The 20,834-nt window shown below is 71.9% G+C and carries 17 protein-coding genes; 4 read left to right on the top strand and 13 right to left on the bottom strand.

All coding sequences use genetic code 11. The features are described from left to right. Position 1: 1 nt before the first annotated feature. The 5 genes from ctaD to ABD234_RS00280 all read right to left on the bottom strand — a co-directional run bounded on the left by ctaD (position 2) and on the right by ABD234_RS00280 (position 5,298). A complete protein-coding gene (ctaD, locus tag ABD234_RS00300; protein ID WP_038370354.1) occupies positions 2 to 1,711 on the bottom strand; it encodes an aa3-type cytochrome oxidase subunit I in 1,710 nt (569 codons plus the stop codon). Further along, the gene (gene ctaC / locus ABD234_RS00295; RefSeq protein ID WP_038370586.1) at positions 1,708 to 2,631 is read right to left on the bottom strand and encodes an aa3-type cytochrome oxidase subunit II; all 924 of its coding nucleotides are present in this window, start codon (positions 2,629 to 2,631) and stop codon (positions 1,708 to 1,710) included. Before ctaC ends, ctaD begins: the two co-directional genes overlap by 4 nt. A 442-nt stretch (positions 2,632 to 3,073) precedes the next feature. Further along, complete coding sequence (erpA, locus tag ABD234_RS00290; protein WP_038370355.1) at positions 3,074 to 3,433, bottom strand: iron-sulfur cluster insertion protein ErpA; 360 nt, start codon at positions 3,431 to 3,433, stop codon at positions 3,074 to 3,076. A 108-nt stretch (positions 3,434 to 3,541) separates the two neighbouring features. Next, positions 3,542 to 3,835: a hypothetical protein gene (locus ABD234_RS00285; protein ID WP_232226160.1), complete on the bottom strand. Its 294-nt coding sequence runs from the start codon at positions 3,833 to 3,835 to the stop codon at positions 3,542 to 3,544. Continuing rightward, entirely contained in the window at positions 3,832 to 5,298 is a 1,467-nt protein-coding gene (locus tag ABD234_RS00280; protein ID WP_051486432.1) for a dipeptidase, read from the bottom strand. Before ABD234_RS00280 ends, ABD234_RS00285 begins: the two co-directional genes overlap by 4 nt. 71 nt (positions 5,299 to 5,369) lie before the next feature. Between ABD234_RS00280 and ABD234_RS00275 the strand changes: the two genes are divergently transcribed. After that, a complete protein-coding gene (locus ABD234_RS00275; RefSeq protein ID WP_038370356.1) occupies positions 5,370 to 5,951 on the top strand; it encodes a DUF3043 domain-containing protein in 582 nt (193 codons plus the stop codon). 99 nt (positions 5,952 to 6,050) lie between these two features. Here ABD234_RS00275 and aspS read toward each other — a convergent pair whose 3' ends face one another. Continuing rightward, positions 6,051 to 7,877, bottom strand: a complete 1,827-nt coding sequence (aspS, locus tag ABD234_RS00270; RefSeq protein ID WP_038370357.1) for an aspartate--tRNA ligase — start codon at positions 7,875 to 7,877, stop codon at positions 6,051 to 6,053. A 204-nt stretch (positions 7,878 to 8,081) separates the two neighbouring features. Here aspS and ABD234_RS00265 point away from each other — a divergent pair, with 204 nt between their 5' ends. Further along, complete coding sequence (locus ABD234_RS00265) at positions 8,082 to 10,001, top strand: DEAD/DEAH box helicase (RefSeq protein WP_038370358.1); 1,920 nt, start codon at positions 8,082 to 8,084, stop codon at positions 9,999 to 10,001. A gap of 187 nt (positions 10,002 to 10,188) precedes the next feature. Here ABD234_RS00265 and trxA read toward each other — a convergent pair whose 3' ends face one another. Then, complete coding sequence (gene trxA / locus ABD234_RS00260) at positions 10,189 to 10,563, bottom strand: thioredoxin (RefSeq protein ID WP_038370359.1); 375 nt, start codon at positions 10,561 to 10,563, stop codon at positions 10,189 to 10,191. Between the two features lie 58 nt (positions 10,564 to 10,621). Continuing rightward, positions 10,622 to 11,962, bottom strand: coding sequence for a histidine--tRNA ligase (gene hisS / locus ABD234_RS00255; protein WP_038370360.1), 1,341 nt, complete (start codon positions 11,960 to 11,962; stop codon positions 10,622 to 10,624). Positions 11,963 to 12,198: 236 nt separating this feature from the next. On the opposite strand from hisS, the gene ABD234_RS00250 reads away from it, so the two are divergent. Together ABD234_RS00250 and ABD234_RS00245 are read left to right on the top strand one after the other, a co-directional pair. Further along, the gene (locus ABD234_RS00250; protein WP_232226161.1) at positions 12,199 to 13,593 is read left to right on the top strand and encodes a DUF349 domain-containing protein; all 1,395 of its coding nucleotides are present in this window, start codon (positions 12,199 to 12,201) and stop codon (positions 13,591 to 13,593) included. 98 nt (positions 13,594 to 13,691) lie between these two features. Then, complete coding sequence (locus tag ABD234_RS00245) at positions 13,692 to 14,489, top strand: hypothetical protein (RefSeq protein ID WP_051486433.1); 798 nt, start codon at positions 13,692 to 13,694, stop codon at positions 14,487 to 14,489. Here the strand turns inward: ABD234_RS00245 and ABD234_RS00240 are convergent. From ABD234_RS00240 to yajC, 5 genes are all read right to left on the bottom strand, one after another. After that, positions 14,426 to 16,798: a RelA/SpoT family protein gene (locus ABD234_RS00240; protein WP_051486434.1), complete on the bottom strand. Its 2,373-nt coding sequence runs from the start codon at positions 16,796 to 16,798 to the stop codon at positions 14,426 to 14,428. The genes ABD234_RS00245 and ABD234_RS00240 overlap by 64 nt on opposite strands. 78 nt (positions 16,799 to 16,876) lie before the next feature. Beyond that, positions 16,877 to 17,431, bottom strand: a complete 555-nt coding sequence (locus tag ABD234_RS00235; protein WP_038370361.1) for an adenine phosphoribosyltransferase — start codon at positions 17,429 to 17,431, stop codon at positions 16,877 to 16,879. Beyond that, positions 17,428 to 18,468 (bottom strand): protein translocase subunit SecF, encoded by a 1,041-nt coding sequence (secF, locus tag ABD234_RS00230; protein ID WP_038370362.1) that lies wholly within the window; start codon positions 18,466 to 18,468, stop codon positions 17,428 to 17,430. Before secF ends, ABD234_RS00235 begins: the two co-directional genes overlap by 4 nt. Then, complete coding sequence (gene secD / locus ABD234_RS00225; protein WP_038370364.1) at positions 18,465 to 20,327, bottom strand: protein translocase subunit SecD; 1,863 nt, start codon at positions 20,325 to 20,327, stop codon at positions 18,465 to 18,467. Before secD ends, secF begins: the two co-directional genes overlap by 4 nt. A gap of 39 nt (positions 20,328 to 20,366) precedes the next feature. Beyond that, the gene (gene yajC / locus ABD234_RS00220; protein ID WP_038370366.1) at positions 20,367 to 20,735 is read right to left on the bottom strand and encodes a preprotein translocase subunit YajC; all 369 of its coding nucleotides are present in this window, start codon (positions 20,733 to 20,735) and stop codon (positions 20,367 to 20,369) included. Positions 20,736 to 20,834 lie beyond the last annotated feature (99 nt).

Genomic DNA, 20,834 nt, shown 5'->3' with positions numbered 1-20,834 from the left:
GTCAGTGAGCGCTCCTGTCGGTGGCGGCGACGAGCTCCGGCTCGAGCATGTGGTCTGCGGCGGCGACCTCCGGGTGGTGCAGGTCGAACGCGGGGCGCTCGGACCGCACGCGCGGCAGCGAGTGGAAGTTGTGGCGCGGCGGCGGGCAGGAGGTCGCCCACTCGAGGGAGGCGCCGTAGCCCCACGGATCGTCCTCGGTGACCTTCTCGCCCTTCATGTGCGTCACGACGACGTTGAGGATGAAGGGCAGGGTCGAGGCGCCGAGGATGAAGGCGCCCACGGTGGAGACCTGGTTCATCCAGTCGAACTGGTCCTCGGCGAGGTAGTTGACGTAGCGGCGCGGTGCGCCCTCGACACCCAGCCAGTGCTGGATGAGGAACGTCATGTGGAAGCCGATCATGAGCAGCCAGAAGTGGACGACGCCGATCTTCTCGCTGAGCTTGTAGCCGAACATCTTCGGCCACCAGAAGTAGAAGCCGGCGAACATCTCGAACGCGACCGTGCCGAAGACGACGTAGTGGAAGTGCGCGACCACGAAGTACGTGTCCGAGAGGTGGAAGTCCAGCACGGGCGTCGAGAGGATGACACCGGTGAGGCCGCCGAAGAGGAAGGTCGTGAGGAAGCCGAGCGAGAAGAGCATCGGCGTCTCGAAGGTGACCGATCCTCGCCACATCGTGCCGACCCAGTTGAAGAACTTCACGCCCGTCGGCACGGCGATCAGCATCGTCATGAAGGCGAAGAACTCCAGCATGACGCCGCCGGTGGTGTACATGTGGTGCGCCCACACGGTCACCGACAGGGCCGCGATCGCGATGGTCGCGAAGACCAGCGTCTTGTAGCCGAAGATCGGCTTGCGGCTGAACACCGGGAAGATCTCGGAGGCGATGCCGAAGAAGGGCAGCGCGAGGACGTACACCTCGGGATGGCCGAAGAACCAGAACAGGTGCTGCCACAGCAGGGAGCCGCCGTTGGCCGGGTTGAAGATCTGCGCGTCGAACTTGCGGTCCGCACCGAGCGCGAACAGCGCCGCCGCCAGGGGCGGGAAGGCCATCAGCACCAGCAGCGCGGTGATGAGGATGTTCCAGGTGAAGATCGGCATCCGGAACATGGTCATGCCGGGCATGCGCATGCACAGGATCGTGGTGATGAAGTTGACCGAGCCCAGGATCGTCCCGAAGCCCGACAAGCCGAGGCCGAAGACCCACAGATCACCGCCCAGGCCGGGGGTGAACGTCGTGTCCGACAACGGCGCGTACGCGAACCAGCCGAAGGACGCGGCGCCCTGCGGGGTGAGGAATCCGGCCACCGCGATCAGGGAGCCGAACAGCGTCAGCCAGAAGGCGAACATGTTCAGGCGCGGGAACGCCATGTCGACCGCGCCGATCTGCAGCGGGACGAGGAAGTTGGCGAAGCCGTTGAACAGCGGCGTGCCGAACATCAGCAGCATGATCGTGCCGTGCATGGTGAACAGCTGGTTGTACTGGTCCTTGGAGACCACGACCTGCAGGCCGGGCTCCCACAGCTCCGCGCGGATCATCAGCGCGAGGACGCCGCCGAAGCAGAAGAAGGCGAAGGCCATGCCCATGTAGAGCAGACCGATGACCTTGTGGTCGGTCGTGGTCAGCAGCGAGAAGAACTGCTTGCCCAGGTTCGTCTCCCGCCGAGGAAGGAAACGATCCGCTGACTGGGCGGTGGCGCTCTGCGTGCTCACTCCTGCTCCCCCTGCTTCTCGGTGCGCCCGTAGGCGTTGTCGTGGGCGGTCTCGCTGAGCTCGCGCATGTCCCATTCCTCGGCGTTGCGGTTCAGGTCCACGCTGAGCTGACCCTCGAGACCCTGGTCCCGGAGATCCTGGATGTGCTGGTCGTACTCGTCCTGCGGGACGACCTTCAGCACGAAGAGCATGTCCGAGTGGTACTCGCCGCACAGCTCGGCGCACTTGCCCTTGTAGGTGCCGACCTTCGTCGGGGTCACCTGGAAGCTCGTGCTGTGGCCGGGGAACATGTCCTTCTTGTAGAGGAAGTCCGTGACCCAGAACGAGTGGATGACGTCGCGCGAGTCGAGCTTGAACTCGACCGTCTGGTCGACCGGCACGTACAGCACCGGGAGCGACTCCTCCGCCCCGGGGACGCCGGTCTCGAAGGACTGCACGCCCGCGGGCTCGTGGACGTCCTCGTCGACGTAGTTGAAGTCCCAGCTCCACTGCTTTGCCACGACGTTGATCGTCACGTCGGGCTCGGCGACGTGGTTCTCGATCGCCGTCATGTCCCGGTCCGTGAAGTAGAACAGCGTCATGATCATGACCACGGGGACGAGGGTGAAGATCATCTCGAGCGGCACGTGGTAGCGCAGCTGCACCGGGTAGCCGGTGTCCGTGCGGCGGCGACGGTAGGCGATCGCGCACCAGATGGCCAGGCCCCAGACGATGAGGCCGACGATGAGCAGGGTGACCCACGAGCCGACCCACAGGTCGACGATGCGGCCTGTCTGGTTCGTGACTTCCTGGGTGGAATCGCCGGGGAGGAACCCGCGACGCTGCTCAGCCGTGCAGCCCGTCAGGGCGAGGCCCGCTAGCGCGATACCGGTCGCCACGCGGCGCAGGCGCCGGGGGCGGTGGGTGGCCTGGGGGATCACGTGGATGACCTTCCGCTCGTCGTCACCGACCCGGGCGATCCGCACGCCACCTGGGGAGATGGCGCATGGCCCGCGGGGCGGGGATGGTACTCGATGTCCGTCGGGACGGGTCCCGGCGCGTGGTCCGCGAGCCGGCCCCGGAGCCCTGCCTCTCGCTCCCGGGATCCCGGGCGCGGCGCAGGAGCGGGTCCGCTCACGACACACCGTCATCATACGGTCTTCTCAGGGCGGACACAGCACGGACCCGCCGTCCGGACCGCCTGGGAACCCCGCTGTGAGCATGCCGACTTCCGGCGCGCCGGCGTGGCGCCCCGGCTCGCGGCCGGAGACCACCCGCCCGCGGTGCTCGGCCGACGGATGAGCTCCCGGATGCCCGCAGACGACGGACCCGCGGCCGGCAGAAGCCGACCGCGGGTCCGGGACGCGCGCGAGGGTGCGGGGCTCAGGAGAAGGAGTCGCCGCAGGCGCAGGAGCTCTGCGCGTTGGGGTTGTCGATCGTGAACCCCTGCTTCTCGATGGTGTCGGAGAAGTCGATGACCGCCCCGCTGAGGTAGGGCGTGCTCATCTTGTCCACGACCACCTCGACCCCGTCGAAGTCGACGGTGGCGTCGCCGTCGAGGATGCGCTCGTCGAAGTAGAGCTGGTAGATCAGTCCCGAGCAGCCGCCGGGCTGCACGGCGATGCGCAGGCGGAGGTCGTCGCGGCCCTCCTGGTCCAGCAGCGTGCGGACCTTCTCGGCCGCCCCCTCCGTGAGGGTGACGCCGTGCGCCGCGGTCTGCGTCGGTTCAGCGGTGGTGGTCATGCCGTCCTCCTGATCGGATCTGCGGATCCATCCAGCGTACGCCTGCGCGGCCCGCAATGGGACACCCGACCGCTGGGCGGTCCTCGCCCGGCGCGCAGACGCCCCTGGTCAGAGCGCTCCGCGGAACAGGGCGAGCAGGATCACGCCGCAGTAGCCGACCGCGGTGCCCAGGACGAGGGCGATCGCCGCCTCGCGGTGCCGGCTCCCCCGCACCAGGGCCGACAGCGCGCCGACCACCACGGCGACCAGCACGAAGGCGCCCCATCCGAGGAAGAAGTACGCCGCGAGGAAGCCGACGACCAGGCCCAGGAACAGGGCGGGGACGGTCAGCGGGGAGACGTGCACGACGCCGTCCTCGGGACGCTCGGGGTCGGTCCCGGGACCGGGACGCTGGGTGCTCATGCCCCCTCCCCCGTCTCGGAGCCGGCGGTCTGCGATGTCGCGGCCGAGGTCTCCGGGGCCCCGCCCTGCAGGCTCCCGGCGGCGCGCAGCAGGAGGGCCTCGGCCAGGCACACCCGGGCGAACTCGCCCAGGTGCAGGGACTCGTCCACGCCATGGGCGCGGGAATCGGGATCCTCGACGCCGGTGACCAGCACCTCGGCGCCGGGGAAGACCTCGAGCAGATCGGCGATGAACGGGATCGACCCGCCGAGCCCGGTGTCCACCGGGTCGGTGCCCCAGGCCGCGGCGAAGGCGGAACGGGCCAGACCCATCGCGGGAGTGTCCGCAGGGGCGAGGAAGGGCCGGCCCTGCTCGCCCCGGGCGATCTCGAGGCGGCAGCCGCGCGGGGTGTGCGCCTCGAGGTGGGCGATCAGCGCCGACATCGCGGCCTCGGGGTCCTGGCCGGGGGCGATCCGCAGCGACAGCTTGGCCCGGGCGGAGGGCACCAGGGTGTTGGAGGCCTGCTGCACGCTCGGGGCGTCGATGCCGATCACCGACAGCGCGGGCTTGGTCCACAGCCGCGACGTGATCGATCCGGTGCCGGCCAGCTCGAGACCCTCGGGGACGCTCGCATCGCGGCGGTAGTCCTGCTCGGGCATGTCGACCTCGGGATCGGGGGCCTGCACCAGGCCGTCGACCGCTACGGAGCCGTCCTCGTCGTGCAGGGTCGCGATCAGCCGTCCCAGCTGGGTGAGCGCGTCCAGGGCGGGCCCGCCGAACATGCCCGAGTGCACCGCGTGGTCGAGGGCATGGACGGTGACGGTCAGATCGACCAGCCCGCGCAGGCTGGTGGTGAGCGCCGGCGTCCCCACGGACCAGTTGGCGCTGTCGGCGACGACGATCACATCGGCGGCGAGGTCCTCGCGGTGGGCCTCGATGAACGGGCGGAAGGTCGGGGAGCCGGCCTCCTCCTCCCCCTCGACGAAGACGCTCACCCCGATGCCGGCGGCGGCGAGCTCCTCCCCGACCAGCCGCAGCGCGGTGACGTGGGCGATCACCCCGGCCTTGTCGTCGGCGGCGCCGCGCCCGTACAGGCGATCCCCGCGACGGGTGGGCTCGAAGGGCGCGCTCGACCACTGGTCGGGATCGCCGGTGGGCTGGACGTCGTGGTGGGCGTAGAGCATCACCGTGGGCATGCCGTCCGCGGCGGGGCGGCGGCCGATGACCGCCGGCGCGCCGTCGGCGACGCTGGTGATGCGCACATCCGGCAGTCCCGCACCGCGCAGGAGCTCGGCGACGGCCTCGGCGCTACGACGGACCTCGGCCCGGTCGTATCCGTCGAAGGCGATCGAGGGGATCCGCACGAGGTCCTCGAGGTCGGCGATCGCCGCGGGCAGCAGGGAGTCCAGGCGCGCGCGCAGCGCGGGCACATCGGCGGCGAGATCCGGCACAGCGGCGGGGCGGGGGGCATCGGCAGTGGGCATGGATCCACCGTATCGCCACCGCGACGGACGGCTCACCGGGATCACGCACGTCCAGCGCCTAGAATGCTCCGGTGAGTTCCCAGAAGCCCGAGACCCCCGAGTCCACGCCCGCACCGCGGCCCGGCAGCAAGGGCCGGCCGACCCGCACCCGCCGCGAGGCGGAGGCGGCACGTCGCCGACCGCTGGTGGTGACCGACCGCAAGGAGGCGCGGCGCCGCGACCGCGAGCGGGCCTCCGCCCAGCGCGCGAAGTCTCAGCAGGCGCTCATGACCGGCGACGAGGCGAACATGCCCGCGCAGCACCGCGGTCCCGAGCGGCGCCTGGTGCGCGATCTCGTCGACTCCCGGCGCAACATCGCGGAGTACTTCTTCCCCATCGCGCTCGTCTTCATGGTGATCGCGCTGGTCGTCCCGCTGATCCGCATCGATCTCTACACCGTCATGAGCACCGGCATGATCATCGTCCTGTGGGGCGGGATCCTGCTGTGCGTGGTCGACGGCTTCATCCTGCGCCGGCGGCTGCGGGCGGCGCTCACCGAGCGGTACGGCTCCGTCGGCCAGGGCCTGGTGGGCTACGGCATCATGCGTGCCATGCAGATCCGCCGCTGGCGCCTGCCCCGCGCGCAGATCAAGCACGGCGACGCTCCCCGCTGACACTGCTCCCCACCGGCGCCGCGGCCTGCGCCGACAGCACCAAGGGCGCTCCCCGAGGGGAGCGCCCTTGTGCATGTCCGGGTCCGCGCGGACGACGGATCAGGCGGGAGCGGACTCCCCCGTCGCGGCGGCCTTCCCGCTCTCGGCCGTCGCAGCGGCCTGCTCGCCCTTCGGCTCGGGCTTCGCGTCGACGCCGGCCTCCTTGCGCTGCTGCGGGGTGATCGCCGCGGGGGCCTGCGTCAGCGGGTCGTAGCCTCCGCCGGACTTCGGGAAGGCGATGACGTCGCGGATCGAATCGGTCTTCGCCAGCAGCGAGACCACGCGGTCCCAGCCGAACGCGATGCCGCCGTGGGGCGGGGCGCCGAAGGCGAAGGCGTCCAGCAGGAAGCCGAACTTCTCGCGGGCCTGCTCCTCGTCGATCCCCATCACGGAGAACACGCGCTCCTGGACGTCCCGACGGTGGATACGGATGGACCCGCCGCCGATCTCGTTGCCGTTGCAGACGATGTCGTACGCGTAGGCGAGCGCCGAGCCGGGATCGCTGTCGAAGGTGTCGAGGTACTCCGGCTTGGGCGAGGTGAACGCGTGGTGGACCGCGGTCCAGGCCCCGGAGCCGACGGCCACGTCACCGGCGGCGACCGCGTCGCCGGCCGGCTCGAACATCGGCGCGTCCACGACCCAGACGAAGGCCCAGGCGTCCTCGTCGATCAGGCCCAGGCGCGCGGCGATCTCGTTGCGGGCGGCGCCCAGCAGGGCGCGGGAGGTCTTCGCCTCGCCCGCGGCGAAGAAGACGCAGTCCCCGGGCTTCGCGCCGACCTTCTCCGCGAGGCCCGCCTTCTCCTGCTCGGAGATGTTCTTGGAGACCGGGCCGGTGAGGCTGCCGTCCTCCTGGATCAGCACGTAGGCGAGGCCGCGGGCACCGCGCTGCTTGGCCCACTCCTGCCAGGCGTCCAGGGTGCGGCGCGGCTGCGAGGCGCCGCCGGCCATCACGACCGCCCCCACGTACGGGGATTGGAACACGCGGAAGGGCGTGTCGGCGAAGAACTCGGTCATCTCGGTGATCTCGAGGTCGAAGCGCAGGTCCGGCTTGTCCGAGCCGTAGCGGCGCATGGACTCCTCGTAGGTGATCCGCGGGATCGGGGTGGAGATCTCGTACCCGGCGCTCGCCCACACCTTCTGGACGATCTTCTCGCCGAGGGCGATCACGTCCTCCTGGTCGACGAAGGACATCTCGATGTCGAGCTGGGTGAACTCGGGCTGGCGGTCCGCGCGGAAGTCCTCGTCGCGGTAGCAGCGGGCCAGCTGGAAGTACTTCTCCATGCCGGCGACCATGAGCAGCTGCTTGAACAGCTGCGGCGACTGCGGCAGGGCGTACCAGGAACCGGGCGAGAGGCGCGCGGGCACCAGGAAGTCGCGGGCGCCCTCCGGGGTGGAGCGGGTCAGCGTCGGCGTCTCGATCTCGAGGAAGCCGTCGTCCAGCAGCACGTCGCGGGCGGCCCGGTTGGCCAGCGACCGCAGGCGCAGCGCCTGCGCGGGGCCCTGGCGGCGCAGGTCGAGGTAGCGGTAGCGCAGCCGCGCCTCCTCGCCGACCTCGGTGTGCTCGTCGAGCTGGAAGGGCAGCGGCGCCGAGGTGTTGAGCACCTCGACCTCCTGCGCGGTGACCTCCACGGTGCCGGTGGGCAGCGCCGGGTTCTCGTTGCCCTCGGGGCGACGGTCCACGGTGCCGACGACCTTCAGCACGTACTCGTTGCGCAGGTGCATGGCCTCGTCCTCGCGCACCACCACCTGCGCGACCCCGCTCGCATCGCGGAGGTCGAGGAAGGTCACGCCGCCGTGATCGCGGCGGCGGCCGATCCAGCCGGTCAGGGTGACGGTCGCTCCGATGTGGTCCTCACGGAGCTCACCGGCGTTGTGGGTGCGCAGCACAGACATGTCCTTCGTCGTCGGGGTGGTCTCGACCCGGCGGGGGGCCGCCCGGGCAGGGGCCAGCCTACAGCGGGCGTGAGCGATCTCGCCCGGCCCGCACCTGTCGCCGTGCGCACCCTCGCACCTAGACTGGGGAGCTGTCCCGACCTGCGCGAGTGCGGGTCCACCCCCGCAGCGGCTCCAATCCCGCAGACCGAGGACGAGATGTCTGAACACGCCCCCATGCCCTCCGACCCCGAGATGACCGACGCGCCCCGCGAGGGCGCCGGCGCCGGCGATGAGGCGCCCCCGGCCGAGGCGGCCCCGGCCGCCCCCGAGCCGACCTTCGACGATCTGCAGCTGCCGCCGGCGCTGCGCAGGGCGGTGGCCGCGCTCGGCTTCGAGCGCCCCTCCCCCATCCAGGAGCAGGCGATCCCGTCCCTGCTCTCCGGCCGCGACGTGATCGGCGTCGCCCAGACGGGCACCGGCAAGACGGCCGCCTTCGGGCTGCCGCTGCTGGCCGCCGTCGACCCGGCCCTGCGCTCGGTGCAGGCCCTGGTGCTGGCCCCCACCCGGGAGCTCGCCATGCAGGTGGCCGACGCGATCACCTCCTTTGCCTCCGCGAGCGAGGGCCTCGAGGTCGTCGCCGTCTACGGCGGCTCGCCCTACCACCCGCAGGAGCGCGCCCTCTCCCGCGGCGCCCAGGTCGTCGTCGGCACCCCCGGCCGCGTGATGGACCACATGCGCCGCGGCAGCCTGCGCCTGGACGGGATCCGCTACGCGGTCCTGGACGAGGCCGACGAGATGCTCCGCATGGGCTTCGCGGAGGACGTCGAGGAGATCCTCTCCCACTCGCCGTCCACCAAGCAGACGGCGCTGTTCTCCGCGACGATGCCGCCGGCGATCCAGAAGGTCGCCGCCGAGCACATGAACGATCCGGTCCGCGTGACCGTGGCCCGCCAGTCCTCGACCGTCTCCTCGGTCACCCAGCGCTACGCCGTGGTGCCCTTCCGTCACAAGGCCGGCGCCCTGGCCCGCGTGCTGGCGGTCTCGGACGCCCAGGCGGCGATCGTGTTCGTGCGCACCCGCGCCGCGGCCGAGGAGGTCGGTGCCGAGCTCATCACCCGCGGGCTCGTGGCCGCCACCATCAGCGGCGACGTCCCCCAGAAGGAGCGCGAGAAGATCGTCGAGCGCCTGCGCGACGGCTCGCTGCAGGTCCTCGTGGCCACCGACGTCGCCGCCCGCGGCCTCGACGTGGACCGCATCGGCCTGGTCGTGAACTTCGACGTCCCCGGCGAGCCGGAGGCGTACGTGCACCGCATCGGCCGCACCGGCCGCGCCGGCCGGACCGGCGAGGCGCTGACCTTCGTCGCCCCGCACGAGCGCCGCAAGCTGCGCGCGATCGAGAAGACCACCCGCCAGACGCTCGAGGAGATGCAGATCCCCTCGCCGCTGGACGTCTCCCGTCACCGCATGCGCTCCCTGCTGGCCTCCGTGCCGGCACGCGCCGAGGCCGGGCGCCTGGACCTGTACCTGACGCTGGTCGACGAGTTCCTCGCGGACTCCGAGCTCGACGCCCGCCAGCTGGCGGCCGTGCTCGGCGCCATGAGCGTCGGCGACGCCGGCCCGCAGAGCGCCGAGGAGGACGAGTTCCGCGGGGCCTCGCTCAAGGGCGGCTCGGACCGCGACGGCGGCGACCGCTCCTCCCGCGGCGACCGTCCCTCCCGCGGCGACCGCCCCGGCGGCGCCGCTCCGGGCCGCGCCGAGAAGGGCTACACCACCTACCGCATCGGCGTCGGCCACAGCCACGGCGCCAAGCCGCCGGCGATCGTCGGCACCATCACCGGCGAGGGCGGGCTGACGGGCAAGGACGTCGGCAAGATCGACATCTTCGGGAGCTTCTCGCTGGTCCAGCTGCGCGGCACGCTGGACGAGGAGCAGCTCGCGCGGGTGGGCCGGGCCAAGATCGCCGGCCGCTCGCTGCGGATCTCGGAGGACCGCGGTCCGCGCACCGGTCCGCGCTCCTCGGGCGACGATCCCCGGGCGCGCTACGACGGCAAGCGGGAGCATCGCGGCGGCGGCCGCCCCGCGCGCTTCGGCCGGGACGACAGCTCGCGTCCCTTCCGCCGCGGTCACCACGACTGACACGTCGGCGCGCTGAGCGCCGCGCGGCCCGGCTCCGCAGGGCCCGGCGCCGCGCGGCTGCCGGCCGCCGGGCCGCGCCTCCCGCGCGGCCCCCGCAGGACGCGGCCCCGCAGGGCACAGCACGAAGGCCCCGCACCGATCGGTGCGGGGCCTTCTCGCGGTGCGGCGAGCTCTCGCTCGGCCGGGCTCAGGCGCCGGGCTGCTGGGACTGCGCCTCGGCGTAGGCCTTGCGGACCTCGTCCATGTCGAGGTTCTGGACCTGGTTGATGAGGTCCTCGAGGGCGCTCTGCGGGAGGGCGCCGGGCTGGGAGAACACCGGGATCCCGTCGCGGTAGGCCACGAGCGTGGGGATCGAGGTGACCCCGTAGCGCATGGCCAGCTCCTGCTGGTCCTCGGTGTCGACCTTGGCGAAGGTGACGTCCGTGTGCTCCTCGGACGCCTGCTCGAAGATGGGGGCGAAGCGCTGGCACGGAACGCACCAGCCGGCCCAGAAGTCGATGAGGACGACGCCGTCCTGGACGGTCTCGTCGTGGTTCGCTGCGGTCAGCGTGGTAGTAGCCATGACGGGAGAACGCCCGCGGCGGCGCCGGCATTCCCGCGCCGCCGCGAGGTGAGTCACCTCACGCCGTCGGCACGACCCGCGCCGTGAGGTCCTCCTCGGGCGGGGTCCAGGACGCCGGGTCGGCCGGGACCTGCTCCCCGCTGCGGAGGTCGCGGACCGCATGCTCGCCGCCCTCCTCTGCGGGGAACCACACGAAGGGGATGCCGCGCCGGTCCGCCACACGGATCTGCTTGCCGAGCTTCGCGGCGCTGGGGGCGACCTCGGTGGGCACCCCCCGCGCGCGCAGCGCCCGGGCGACCGCCTCGCTGCTGCCGCGGGTCTCCTCGGAGGTCACCGACACGAGCACGGCCGAGGGCACGGGGCGGGTGGCGCGGGCGAGGTCCGCGGAGATGAGGCGGGAGACCAGACGGGACAGGCCGATGGACAGGCCCACGCCCGGATAGGTGTGGCGGTTGTCCGCGGCCAGGCGGTCGTACCGTCCGCCCGAGCAGACGGAGCCCAGCGATGCGTGGCCCTCCACGAAGGTCTCGAAGACGGTGCCCGTGTAGTAGTCCAGGCCGCGCGCGATGGAGAGGTCCGCGACGATCGCCCCGGGGACGGCGGCCTGCACGCGCTCCAGCACCGCGGTGAGCTCGGCGATGCCCTGCTCCATCAGCTCGCCGCTGCCGCCGAGGTCGCGGACCGCCTGGGCGAAGGAGCCGTCGGCGCTGCTGATCGCGGCGAAGCCGAGACAGGCATCGGCCTGCTGGTCGCTCACGCCGGCGTCCTGCACGAGCAGGGCGTGGACCGCCTCCCGGCCGATCTTGGGCAGCTTGTCCAGCGCGCGCAGCACGGCCTCGTGGTCCTGGATGCCGATCGAGCGGAAGAAGCCCTCGGAGAGCCGGCGGTTGTTGACGTGGATGGTGAACCCCGGCAGCGGCAGCCGGGCGAGGATCTCCGCCATGACCACCGCGACCTCCGCCTCCACGTGGCCGGGGAGGGAGTCCTGGCCGATGATGTCCAGATCGGCCTGGTAGAACTCGCGGAACCGCCCGTCCTGCGGGCGCTCGCCCCGCCACACCTTCTGGATCTGGTAGCGACGGAAGGGGAAGGAGAGGTCGTTCTGGTGCTCCAGGACGTAGCGCGCCAGCGGCACGGTGAGATCGAAGTGCAGCCCGAGGGTGCGGTCGGGATCGGTGTCCTCGCCCTCCTCGGCGTGGAGCCGCCGCAGGACGTAGACCTCCTTGTCGATCTCGCCCTTGCGCAGCAGCTGGGACATGGGCTCCACCGCGCGCGTCTCGATGCCGGCGAACCCGTGCAGCTCCGCCACATGCCGGAACACGTCGATGACGTGCTGCTCGACCCGCCGCTGGGCGGGGAGCCATTCGGGGAATCCGGACAGGGCGCTGATCTTCGCCACGGAGGTGCTCCTGGGTGCGGGGACTGCTGACCGGACCATTATCGACGATGCCCGCCCGGGGCGTGCACCGCGTCCCCGAGGAGTCCGTCCCTGCGACGGCCAGAGGCCGCACACGCGGAGAGCTGTAGAGTTCCTCCCTGTGGCGCCCGCCCTGCGGCGCCCGCGCCGCATCCATGACGTCGCCTCCGAGCGACAGTGCCCCGCCCTGCAGCGGAACGACCCCGAAGGAGCGCATCGTGAGCGAGTCCCAGACGCCCGCCCCGAAGCCCAGTGCCCGTCCCACGCCGCCCTCCCCCGCGGCTCTCGCCGGCCGCAAGCCGTCGGCGCCGCTCGTCCCCGTGGTGGCCGCCCCGGTCGCCGAGTACGACGAGGAGCAGCTCGCCGCGGCCCGCGCCTTCGGCGAGGTCGCCGAGGACGGCACCGTCAGCGTTCAGGACGGGACCCAGCGCCGCGAGATCGGCACCACCGCCGAGAAGGATCCGGTCGCCGCGCTGGATCCGTTCGCGCGCGCCTACATCGACCTGTCGGTGTTCCTGGACGCGACCGAGCGGACCCTCTCGGCGCCCCGCCACACCCAGGTCGAGCTGAACCGCCTGCTGGAGAACCTGCGCAAGAACCTCAAGGAGCCCAAGGTCGTCGGGGACATCCCCGCCCTGCGGGCCCGCGCCGCCCAGCTGCGCGAGACCGCCAAGGCGAAGATCCAGGAGCTCGAGGCCGAGCGCAACGCCGCCCGCGAGGCCGCGACCGCGGAGCGCACGGCCTTCGTCGAGAGCATCGAATCGCTCGTGGCGACCGATCCGGCGCAGATCTCCTGGCGCAGCGCCGGGGAGACGATGCGGTCGATGGTCGGCACCTGGAAGCAGATGCAGAAGGAGTCCGTCGCGATGGAGCGGTCCGTCGAGGACGCCCTGTGGAAGCGGCTCTCGGCCGCCCGCAGCGCCTTCGACCGGAAGCGCAAGCAGTTCTTCTCCCAGCTGGACGACCAGCACGCCGAGGCGGAGCGGATCAAGAGCGACCTGATCACCCGGGCCGAGGCCATGCAGGACTCGACCGACTGGGGCCCGACGGTCCGCGCCTACCGCGAGCTGATGGACGAGTGGCGGGCCGCGCCGCGCGGCAACCGCCGCAAGGACGATGCGCAGTGGGCGCGCTTCAAGGCCGCCCAGGACCGCTTCTTCGAGGCCCGCAACGCGGATCTCGCCGCCTCGGACGCCGAGCAGCAGGAGAATCTCGTCGTCAAGGAGGCCCTGCTCGAGGAGGCGAAGGCGATCGATCCGAGCGCGGACCTCGACGCGGCCAAGGAGGCCCTGCGCTCGATCCAGGACCGCTGGGAGAGCGCCGGGAAGGTCCCCCGCAGCGCCATGCATCGCCTCGACGACGGCCTGCGCGCCGTCGAGCGCGCGGTGAAGAAGGCCGAGGAGGACGAGTGGCGTCGCACCGACCCGCGCACCAAGGCGCGCGTCGAGGGCGCCTCCTCCCAGCTGCAGGCGGCGATCGCCTCCTACGAGGAGGACCTCGAGACGGCGCGCGCCTCCGGCGACCCCGCCCGGATCGCCGAGGCCGAGGCCGCCCTGGAGGCCCGCAAGGAGTGGCTCGCGGTGATCGAGCGCTCCGCGCGCGACCTGGGCTGAGTCCTCGGGGAGAGCCGCTCCTCCTCCCCAGCAGGCGTCCGTCCACACCCGGGGACGGGCGCCTTGCTGCGTCCGGGCGGGCGCGGCATCCTCGGGTGATGATCTCGCGCGTCGATCCCTCCCCTCCCCCGTCCTCGGCGGCCGCCGAGGACGCCCCCTCGGGACCGGACGGCACGGAGGCGAGCGCCGCCTGCGCCGCCTGGTCCCGTCATGCCGCGGATCTCGCCGCCGGCATGGTCGGGCAGATCCAGCCCTGGCCGGAGAGCCCCGCGACCCGCAGCATGGTGCTGCGCGGCGAGCTCCTGCGCCTGCGCGCGGGGATGTACGTGCCCCCGGTGGCCTGCGCCTCCGCCGTGGATCGGGCGGTCGCCGTCGGCTGCGCGGTCGGGCTCGCGCTGCGCAGCCACCAGGTGATCGCAGGGAGGTCGGCGGCGTGGGTGCTGCTGGGCGGGGACCCTCCGGATCCGATGGAGCTGATCTCCCCCTCCCATCGCACGGTGATCGCCGGGGTCGTGGTCCGCCAGAGCGTGCTGGCCCCGCAGGACGTCGAGATGCTCGGCGGCGCGCCGATCACCGTCCCCGGCCGCACCGCCGTGGACCTGCTGCGCCTGCACGCCCCGCACGTCGCATCCACGGCGATCCGGGGCCTGATCGCCTCCGGCCACCTGGACCTGCGGGAGGTGCGCCGCCGTCTGGACCGGCTGCACGGCGCGCCGTTCACGCGGCGCGCGCAGGAGCTGCTCGACCGGCTGGACCGGCCCGCTCCGGCCCGGACCGCGGGCCGGACCGCGGGCCGGACCGCGGGCCCGTCTGACAGGCCGGGTTCCCCGGGTCAGGCGTGGGCGGTCAGGGAGGCCCGGGCGTCGACCTGCTTGCCGTCGGCCGTGACCCGGTAGACGTCGTAGACGCCCTCGACCCGTCGCACCGTGTTGATCACCGACTGCAGATGCGCCGGATCCGCCAGCTCGAAGGAGAAGTAGGCGGTGGCCAGGCGGTCCTTGTGTGATTGGCAGGAGGCGGCCTGCAGGTTCACGTGCTGCTCGGAGATGGCATGCGCGAGGTCGGTGAGCAGGCGGGGCCGGTCCAGGGCCTCCACCTTCACGTGGACGAGGTAGACGGCCCCGGTGCGCCCGGACCACTGCACGGGCTGGATGCGGTCGGGCTGCTGCTCCTGCAGCTGGGCGACGTTCGTGCAGTCGCGGTGGTGGACGCTGATCCCGGCCCCGCGGGTGACGAAGCCGACGATCGGGTCCCCGGGCACCGGCGCGCAGCACTTGGCGAGCTTGACCCACACGTCGTTCTGGCCGTCGACCACCACGCCCTGGTCGGTCTCGGCGGTGCGCTGCTGGGCCCGCCCCGGCTTGGTCAGCACCTTCGAGGGCAGGGTGACCTCGGCGGCGTCCTCCTCGGTGGCGTCGATCCCGCCGAACAGGGCGCGCAGCCGCTCCACGACGTGCTGGGCGCTCATGTGCCCCTCACCGATGGCCGTGTACAGCCCGTCGACGTCCTTCTGATGGAGGTCGGAGGCGACGGACTGGAGCGTGTCGTGGGTCAGCAGGCGCCGCAGCGGCATGTCCTGCCGGCGCAGCGCCTTGGACAGCTCGTCCTTGCCCTTCTCCAGCGCCTCCTCGCGGCGCTCCTTCGTGAACCACTGGCGGATCTTGTTGCGGGCGCGGGGCGTCTTGACGAAGGCGAGCCAGTCCTGGCTGGGACCGGCATCGGCCGCCTTGGAGGTGTAGACCTCGACGACGTCGCCGGTGGACAGCGCGGACTCCAGGGAGACGAGCCGGCCGTTGACCCGCGCGCCCATGGTGCGATGGCCCACCTCGGTGTGCACCGTGTAGGCGAAGTCGATGGGCGTGGCGCCCTGCGGCAGGGCCAGGACGTCGCCCTTGGGGGTGAAGACGTACACCTCCTGGGAGGCGATCTCGAAGCGCAGCGAGTCCAGGAACTCGCCGGAGTCGGTCGTGTCCTTCTGCCAGTCCATGAGCTGGCGCAGCCACGCCATCTCCTGGTTGCCCGCCCGGGCGGGCTCGGCCTGCCCCGCCTTGGCCTTGTACTTCCAGTGCGCGGCGACGCCGTACTCGGCCCGGCGGTGCATCTCGCGGGTGCGGATCTGCACCTCGACGGGCTTGCCCGTCGGCCCGATGACCGTCGTGTGCAGCGACTGGTAGAGGTTGAACTTCGGCAGGGCGATGTAGTCCTTGAAGCGCCCGGGCAGCGGCGACCAGCGCGCATGGAGGATGCCGAGGACCGCGTAGCAGTCGCGCACCGTGTCCACCAGCACGCGGATGCCCACCAGGTCGTAGATGTCCGCGAAGTCCCGGCCGCGCACGATCATCTTCTGGTAGATCGAGTAGTAGTGCTTGGGCCGGCCCGTGACCTCGGCCTTGATCCGGGCCTTGCGCAGATCGTCGAGGATCTGCGTGGACACCGCGGAGAGGTACTGGTCCCGCGCCGGGGCATGGTGGGCGACCAGGGAGACGATCTCCTCGTACACCTTCGGGTAGAGGACCTGGAAGGAGAGGTCCTCCAGCTCCCACTTCATGGTGTTCAGGCCCAGGCGGTGCGCCAGCGGCGCATAGATCTCCAGGGTCTCCTTCGCCTTGCGCTCGGCCGAGGAGGAGGGGACGTACTTCCAGGTGCGGGCGTTGTGGAGCCGATCGGCGAGCTTGATCAGCAGCACCCGCACGTCGCGGCTCATCGCCACGATCATCTTGCGCACCGTCTCGGCCTGTGCGGCCTCCCCGTAGGTGACCTTGTCGAGCTTGGTCACGCCGTCCACGAGGATCGAGATCTCCTCGCCGAAGTCCCGGCGGAGATCCTCGAGGGAGTAGTCCGTGTCCTCCACGGTGTCGTGCAGCAGCGCCGCGGCGATGACCTCGCGGGGCGCCCCGAGCTCGGCGAGGATCGTGGCCACGGAGACGGGATGCGTGATGTAGGGGTCGCCGCTCTTGCGCAGCTGGCCGCGATGCGCGGTCTCCGCCACCTGGTAGGCGCGCTCGACGAGGCTCAGGTCCTCCTTGGGGCTGACCGCGCCGATCGTCTGCAGCAGGGGCTCGAGGATCGTGTCGGCCGGCGTCGCGCTGCGGGCGCCGAAGAACGGCAGCCGCGACCGGCTGCGCCAGGGCGTGAGCCCGCCCGAGCTCGCTCCTCCGGGGGCAGTGCCCGGCGCGGTGCGCTCCACCTCGTCACGGTCCGACATGGTTCCACCTCCCTGCAGTGGATCCATGCTACGCGTCAGGAGACGGTGCCGGTGACCGCGGCCATCGGCGGGACGCGGTCATCCCTCCAGCGACCACACCGTGCTCACGGGGACGCCCTCGAGCCGGGTGCGGCCCTCGAGAGCGCTCAGCTCGATGAGGAAGGAGGCGCCGAGGACCTCGGCGCCGAGCTCGCGGGCCAGGGCGACCGTCGCGGCCGCCGTCCCGCCGGTGGCGAGGAGGTCGTCGACGACGAGGGTGCGCACCCCCGTCTCCAGGGCGCCCTCGGCGATCTCGACCGTCGCCGTGCCGTACTCCAGGTCGTAGGTGCGGCTGCGCGGGGTGCCGGGCAGCTTCCCGGCCTTGCGCACGGGCACGAAGCCGGCGCCGATCTCGTACGCCAGCGGGGCGCCGAGGACGAACCCCCGTGCCTCGGTGCCGACGATGACGTCGATTTCCTCGGGGATGATCGAGGCCCAGTGCTCGATGACCCGGCGCAGGGCCCGCGCGTCGCGCAGCAGCGGGGTGATGTCGCGGAAGAGGACGCCGGGCTGGGGGAAGTCCGGGTACTCGGCGATGTGCGTGGACAGCAGGCCCTGGATCTCCTCGGGCGGGTGCGGCGGCGCTGAGGTCATGACTCTCCCTGGTCGGGGGCGGCGTCCGCGAGCGGGCGCGGGGCGAGGTCGCCGACCTCGCCGCGGCTGCGGGACTCCTGGACGGAACGGGTGTGGGCGGCGATGGAGCGCTCGCGGTTGCGCAGGTCCACCAGGATCCCGGGGGCGAGGAAGATCGAGGAGTAGGTGCCGGCGAGGATGCCGACGAACAGCGCCAGCGAGATGTCCTTGAGGGTGCCGGCGCCCAGCACGAAGGCGCCGATCGCCAGGATCGCTCCGACCGGCAGCAGGGCGACCACCGAGGTGTTGATCGAGCGGACCACGGTCTGGTTCGCGGCGCGCTCGACGGCCTCGGCGTAGGTGTGGGCGCGCTGCCCCTGCAGGCCGGCGGTGTTCTCCCGGACCTTGTCGAACACGACGATCGTGTCGTAGAGGGAGTAGCCCAGGATCGTCAGGAAGCCGATCACCGTGGCCGGCGTGATCTCGAAGCCCACCACGCCGTACACGGCCGCGGTCAGCAGCATGTCGTGGACCAGGGCGATCATGGCGGCGATCGAGGTGGTGAGGTTGCGGAAGTACAGCGCCATCACCACGGCCGTGAGGACGATGAACGCGAGCACGCCGCGCAGCATCTTGGTCGTCACGTCCGCGCCCCACACCGGGCCGATGAAGGAGCTGGAGACGTTCTGCGCCGGCACGTCGTAGGCGCCGGCCAGCTCGGAGGCCAGCTGCGCGGTCTCGTCGCTGCTCAGCTCGCTGGTCTGGACGCGCAGGGTGTCCGTCCCGAGCACGGTGATCTTCGGCTCGTTGTCGGGCACGTGCTCGCGCACGACATCCCGGGCGATGGACTGGTCGGCATCGGCGACCCGGGCGATCTGGAACTCCGACCCTCCGGTGAACTCGATGCCGAGGTTCGGGCCGCGCACCAGGGCGATGGCCCCGAGCACGACGATCAGCGCGACCCCGATGAGATACCAGGTGCGGCGGCGGCGGACGATCGGCAGTGCCCGGCGGCCCGCGTGGAGATCGTTGCCGAACTGGGCGAACGCTGCGGTCATCGGTCGTCCTCCGGGTGATCGGCGGGGTCGTCGGCCGGGCGGGGAGGCTCCTCGCCCATCTCCTGGGCGGCCTGCTGCGCCTCGCGCTCGCGGCGGGCCTTGCGCTCGGCGAGGCTCTCGCGGACCGGCGGCTCGGCGTCCTCGCCGCGGCGACGGCGCGCGGAGCGCTCCTGGACGTCGCGGATCCGGCCGCGGCCGGCGTACGCGGGCAGGTCCCTCCCGAGCGCGGCGGGGTCGAGGCCGCTGAGCGGGTGGCCCTTGCCGAAGAAGCGGGTGCGCACCAGGACCTGCAGCAGCGGGTGGGTGAACAGGAAGACCACGAGCAGGTCCAGGAGCGTGGCCAGGCCGAGGGTGAAGGCGAAGCCGCGCACGTTGCCGGTGGACAGGGCGTACAGCACCACGGCGGCGATGAGGTTCACGGCGTCGGAGGCGAGGATCGTCTGCTTGGCGCGGGACCAGCCGTGGTCCACGGCGCTGACGATCCCGCGGCCGTCCCGGATCTCGTCGCGGACGCGCTCGAAGTACACGATGAAGGAGTCGGCGGTGAAGGCGATCGCGACGATCAGGCCGACCACGCCGGCGAGCGAGAGGCGATAGCCGATGTCGGGCACGTTGGACAGGACCGTGAGCGTCCCGTACGCGAGCGTGCCCATGGCCAGCAGCGAGGTCATCGTGACGATCGCCAGCACCCGGTACTGCACGAAGGCATAGCCGATCACCAGGATCAGGCCGATGATCCCGGCGATCAGCCCCTTGCCCAGCTGGTCGGAGCCCAGGGTCGCGGAGATCTGCTGCTCGGAGAGCACGTGGAACTCCAGCGGCAGCGCCCCGAACTTCAGCTGGTTCGCGAGGGTGGTCGCGGTCTCCTGGTCGAAGTTGCCGCGGATGGAGGCGTTGCCGTCCGGGGAGGGCTCCTCCACCACCGGGGCGGAGATGACCTGCCCGTCCAGCATGATCGCGAAGGAGGTGGTCGCGCCCTGCCCGCCGTACAGCGCGTTGCTCATCTCGGAGAACGCGCGGGCGTACTGCGGCTGGAAGGTCATGTTGACCAGGTAGTACCCGGTCGCCTGGCCGGTGGGGTTGGTCTCGCTGCCCACCGTCGCGGAGCGGACCGCGGATCCGGGGACGACCTCGGGTCCCAGCAGGTACTTCACGGTGCCCTGGGGGTCGCAGACCACGACGGGCTCGTCGGCGGGGGCGTCGGCGGCGATCTCCTGCTGCGCGGCGGGGTCGGTGCAGTCGGTCGCGAAGAACGTCTCCTGCATCTCCGGCGTGGCCTGCTCGAGGGCCCAGGGGGCGCTGGAGCCGTCGGCGGTCGCGGGCGCGTTGGCGACGTCCTGGTCCACGAGACCGGAGAAGGTCGCCTGCGCCGGGTCGATGTCGCCGGCGGAGGACTCGGGGCTCTCCCCCTCCGCGCCGCCCGCGTCGGAGGCGCCGCCGGCGTCGGAGGCTCCTCCCCCGTCGGAGGCGCCCGTGCCCTCAGGGGCCGAGGAGCCGATGACCGGGCGGAAGGACATGACGGCGGTCTGCCGCAGGGCCCGCGAGGTCTCCTGGTCCAAGGTCCCGGGGACGTCCACGACGATGTTGCTGCCGCCCTGGACGCTGATCTCCGTCTCCCCCACGCCCATCGCGTTCACGCGCTGGGCGATGATCTGACGGGCCTGCTCCATCGAGTCGCGGTCGATGGGGGCCCCGTCCCGGGAGCTGGCCTGCAGGATGACCTGCGTGCCGCCCTCGAGGTCCAGGGCGAGCTTCGGGGAGGGCTCCCAGCCGCCCTTCCAGGCTCCTGCTCCGATGCCGCCGCCCAGCAGCACCACGATGAGTGCGAGGGCGAGCAGCGCGATACGACGTGCGGGCATGGGGGATGGATCCTTCGCGTCCCGGCGGCTGAGCCGGCGTCAGCGGTCGGTCGAGGGGCGGGAGTTCAGGATGTCGCCGTCGGCGGGACCGTCGTCCTCGGAGCCGTCCGCCGGATCCTCCGCGTCCTCGGACGCGTCCTGCGCGGCCTCGTCCTCGACCTTCATGGCGATCGCCGCACGGGCCCACTTGGTCTGCGCGCCGGACTCGGTCTCGAGGATGACGACGTCGTCGTCCGCCTCGACGATCAGGCCGTAGAAGCCGGAGTGCGTGCGGACCTCGTCGCCCACGCCGAGCTGGTTCACGAGCGCCTGGTGCGCCCGCTGCGCCTTCCGCTGGCGGCTGCTCATGAGCAGCATGGGGATCATCATCACGGCGAAGATGATCAGGAGAAGGAAGATCGGGTCCACAGGAGTCCTTTCGGGGACAGCGGCCGGGCATGGCACGGCCCGCTCGGTCACGTACCCGGCCACTGTACCCGGGCCCGCCTGGGCGAGGACGCAGGCCCC

The organism is Brachybacterium phenoliresistens (assembly GCF_039530785.1).
Classification (GTDB): domain Bacteria; phylum Actinomycetota; class Actinomycetes; order Actinomycetales; family Dermabacteraceae; genus Brachybacterium; species Brachybacterium phenoliresistens.
This window is presented reverse-complemented; position numbering and strand designations above follow the sequence as displayed.

Excerpts from the sequence above, each read along its gene's own strand:
- ABD234_RS00280 (WP_051486432.1), bottom strand. The coding sequence starts at position 5,298 with ATGCCCACTGCCGATGCCCCCCGCCCCGCCGCTGTGCCGGATCTCGCC.
- ABD234_RS00235 (WP_038370361.1), bottom strand. The coding sequence starts at position 17,431 with ATGACCTCAGCGCCGCCGCACCCGCCCGAGGAGATCCAGGGCCTGCTG.
- ABD234_RS00240 (WP_051486434.1), bottom strand. The coding sequence starts at position 16,798 with ATGTCGGACCGTGACGAGGTGGAGCGCACCGCGCCGGGCACTGCCCCC.
- ABD234_RS00285 (WP_232226160.1), bottom strand. The coding sequence starts at position 3,835 with ATGAGCACCCAGCGTCCCGGTCCCGGGACCGACCCCGAGCGTCCCGAG.
- erpA (WP_038370355.1), bottom strand. The coding sequence starts at position 3,433 with ATGACCACCACCGCTGAACCGACGCAGACCGCGGCGCACGGCGTCACC.
- ABD234_RS00245 (WP_051486433.1), top strand. The coding sequence starts at position 13,692 with ATGATCTCGCGCGTCGATCCCTCCCCTCCCCCGTCCTCGGCGGCCGCC.
- secD (WP_038370364.1), bottom strand. The coding sequence starts at position 20,327 with ATGCCCGCACGTCGTATCGCGCTGCTCGCCCTCGCACTCATCGTGGTG.
- ABD234_RS00265 (WP_038370358.1), top strand. The coding sequence starts at position 8,082 with ATGTCTGAACACGCCCCCATGCCCTCCGACCCCGAGATGACCGACGCG.
- secF (WP_038370362.1), bottom strand. The coding sequence starts at position 18,468 with ATGACCGCAGCGTTCGCCCAGTTCGGCAACGATCTCCACGCGGGCCGC.
- trxA (WP_038370359.1), bottom strand. The coding sequence starts at position 10,563 with ATGGCTACTACCACGCTGACCGCAGCGAACCACGACGAGACCGTCCAG.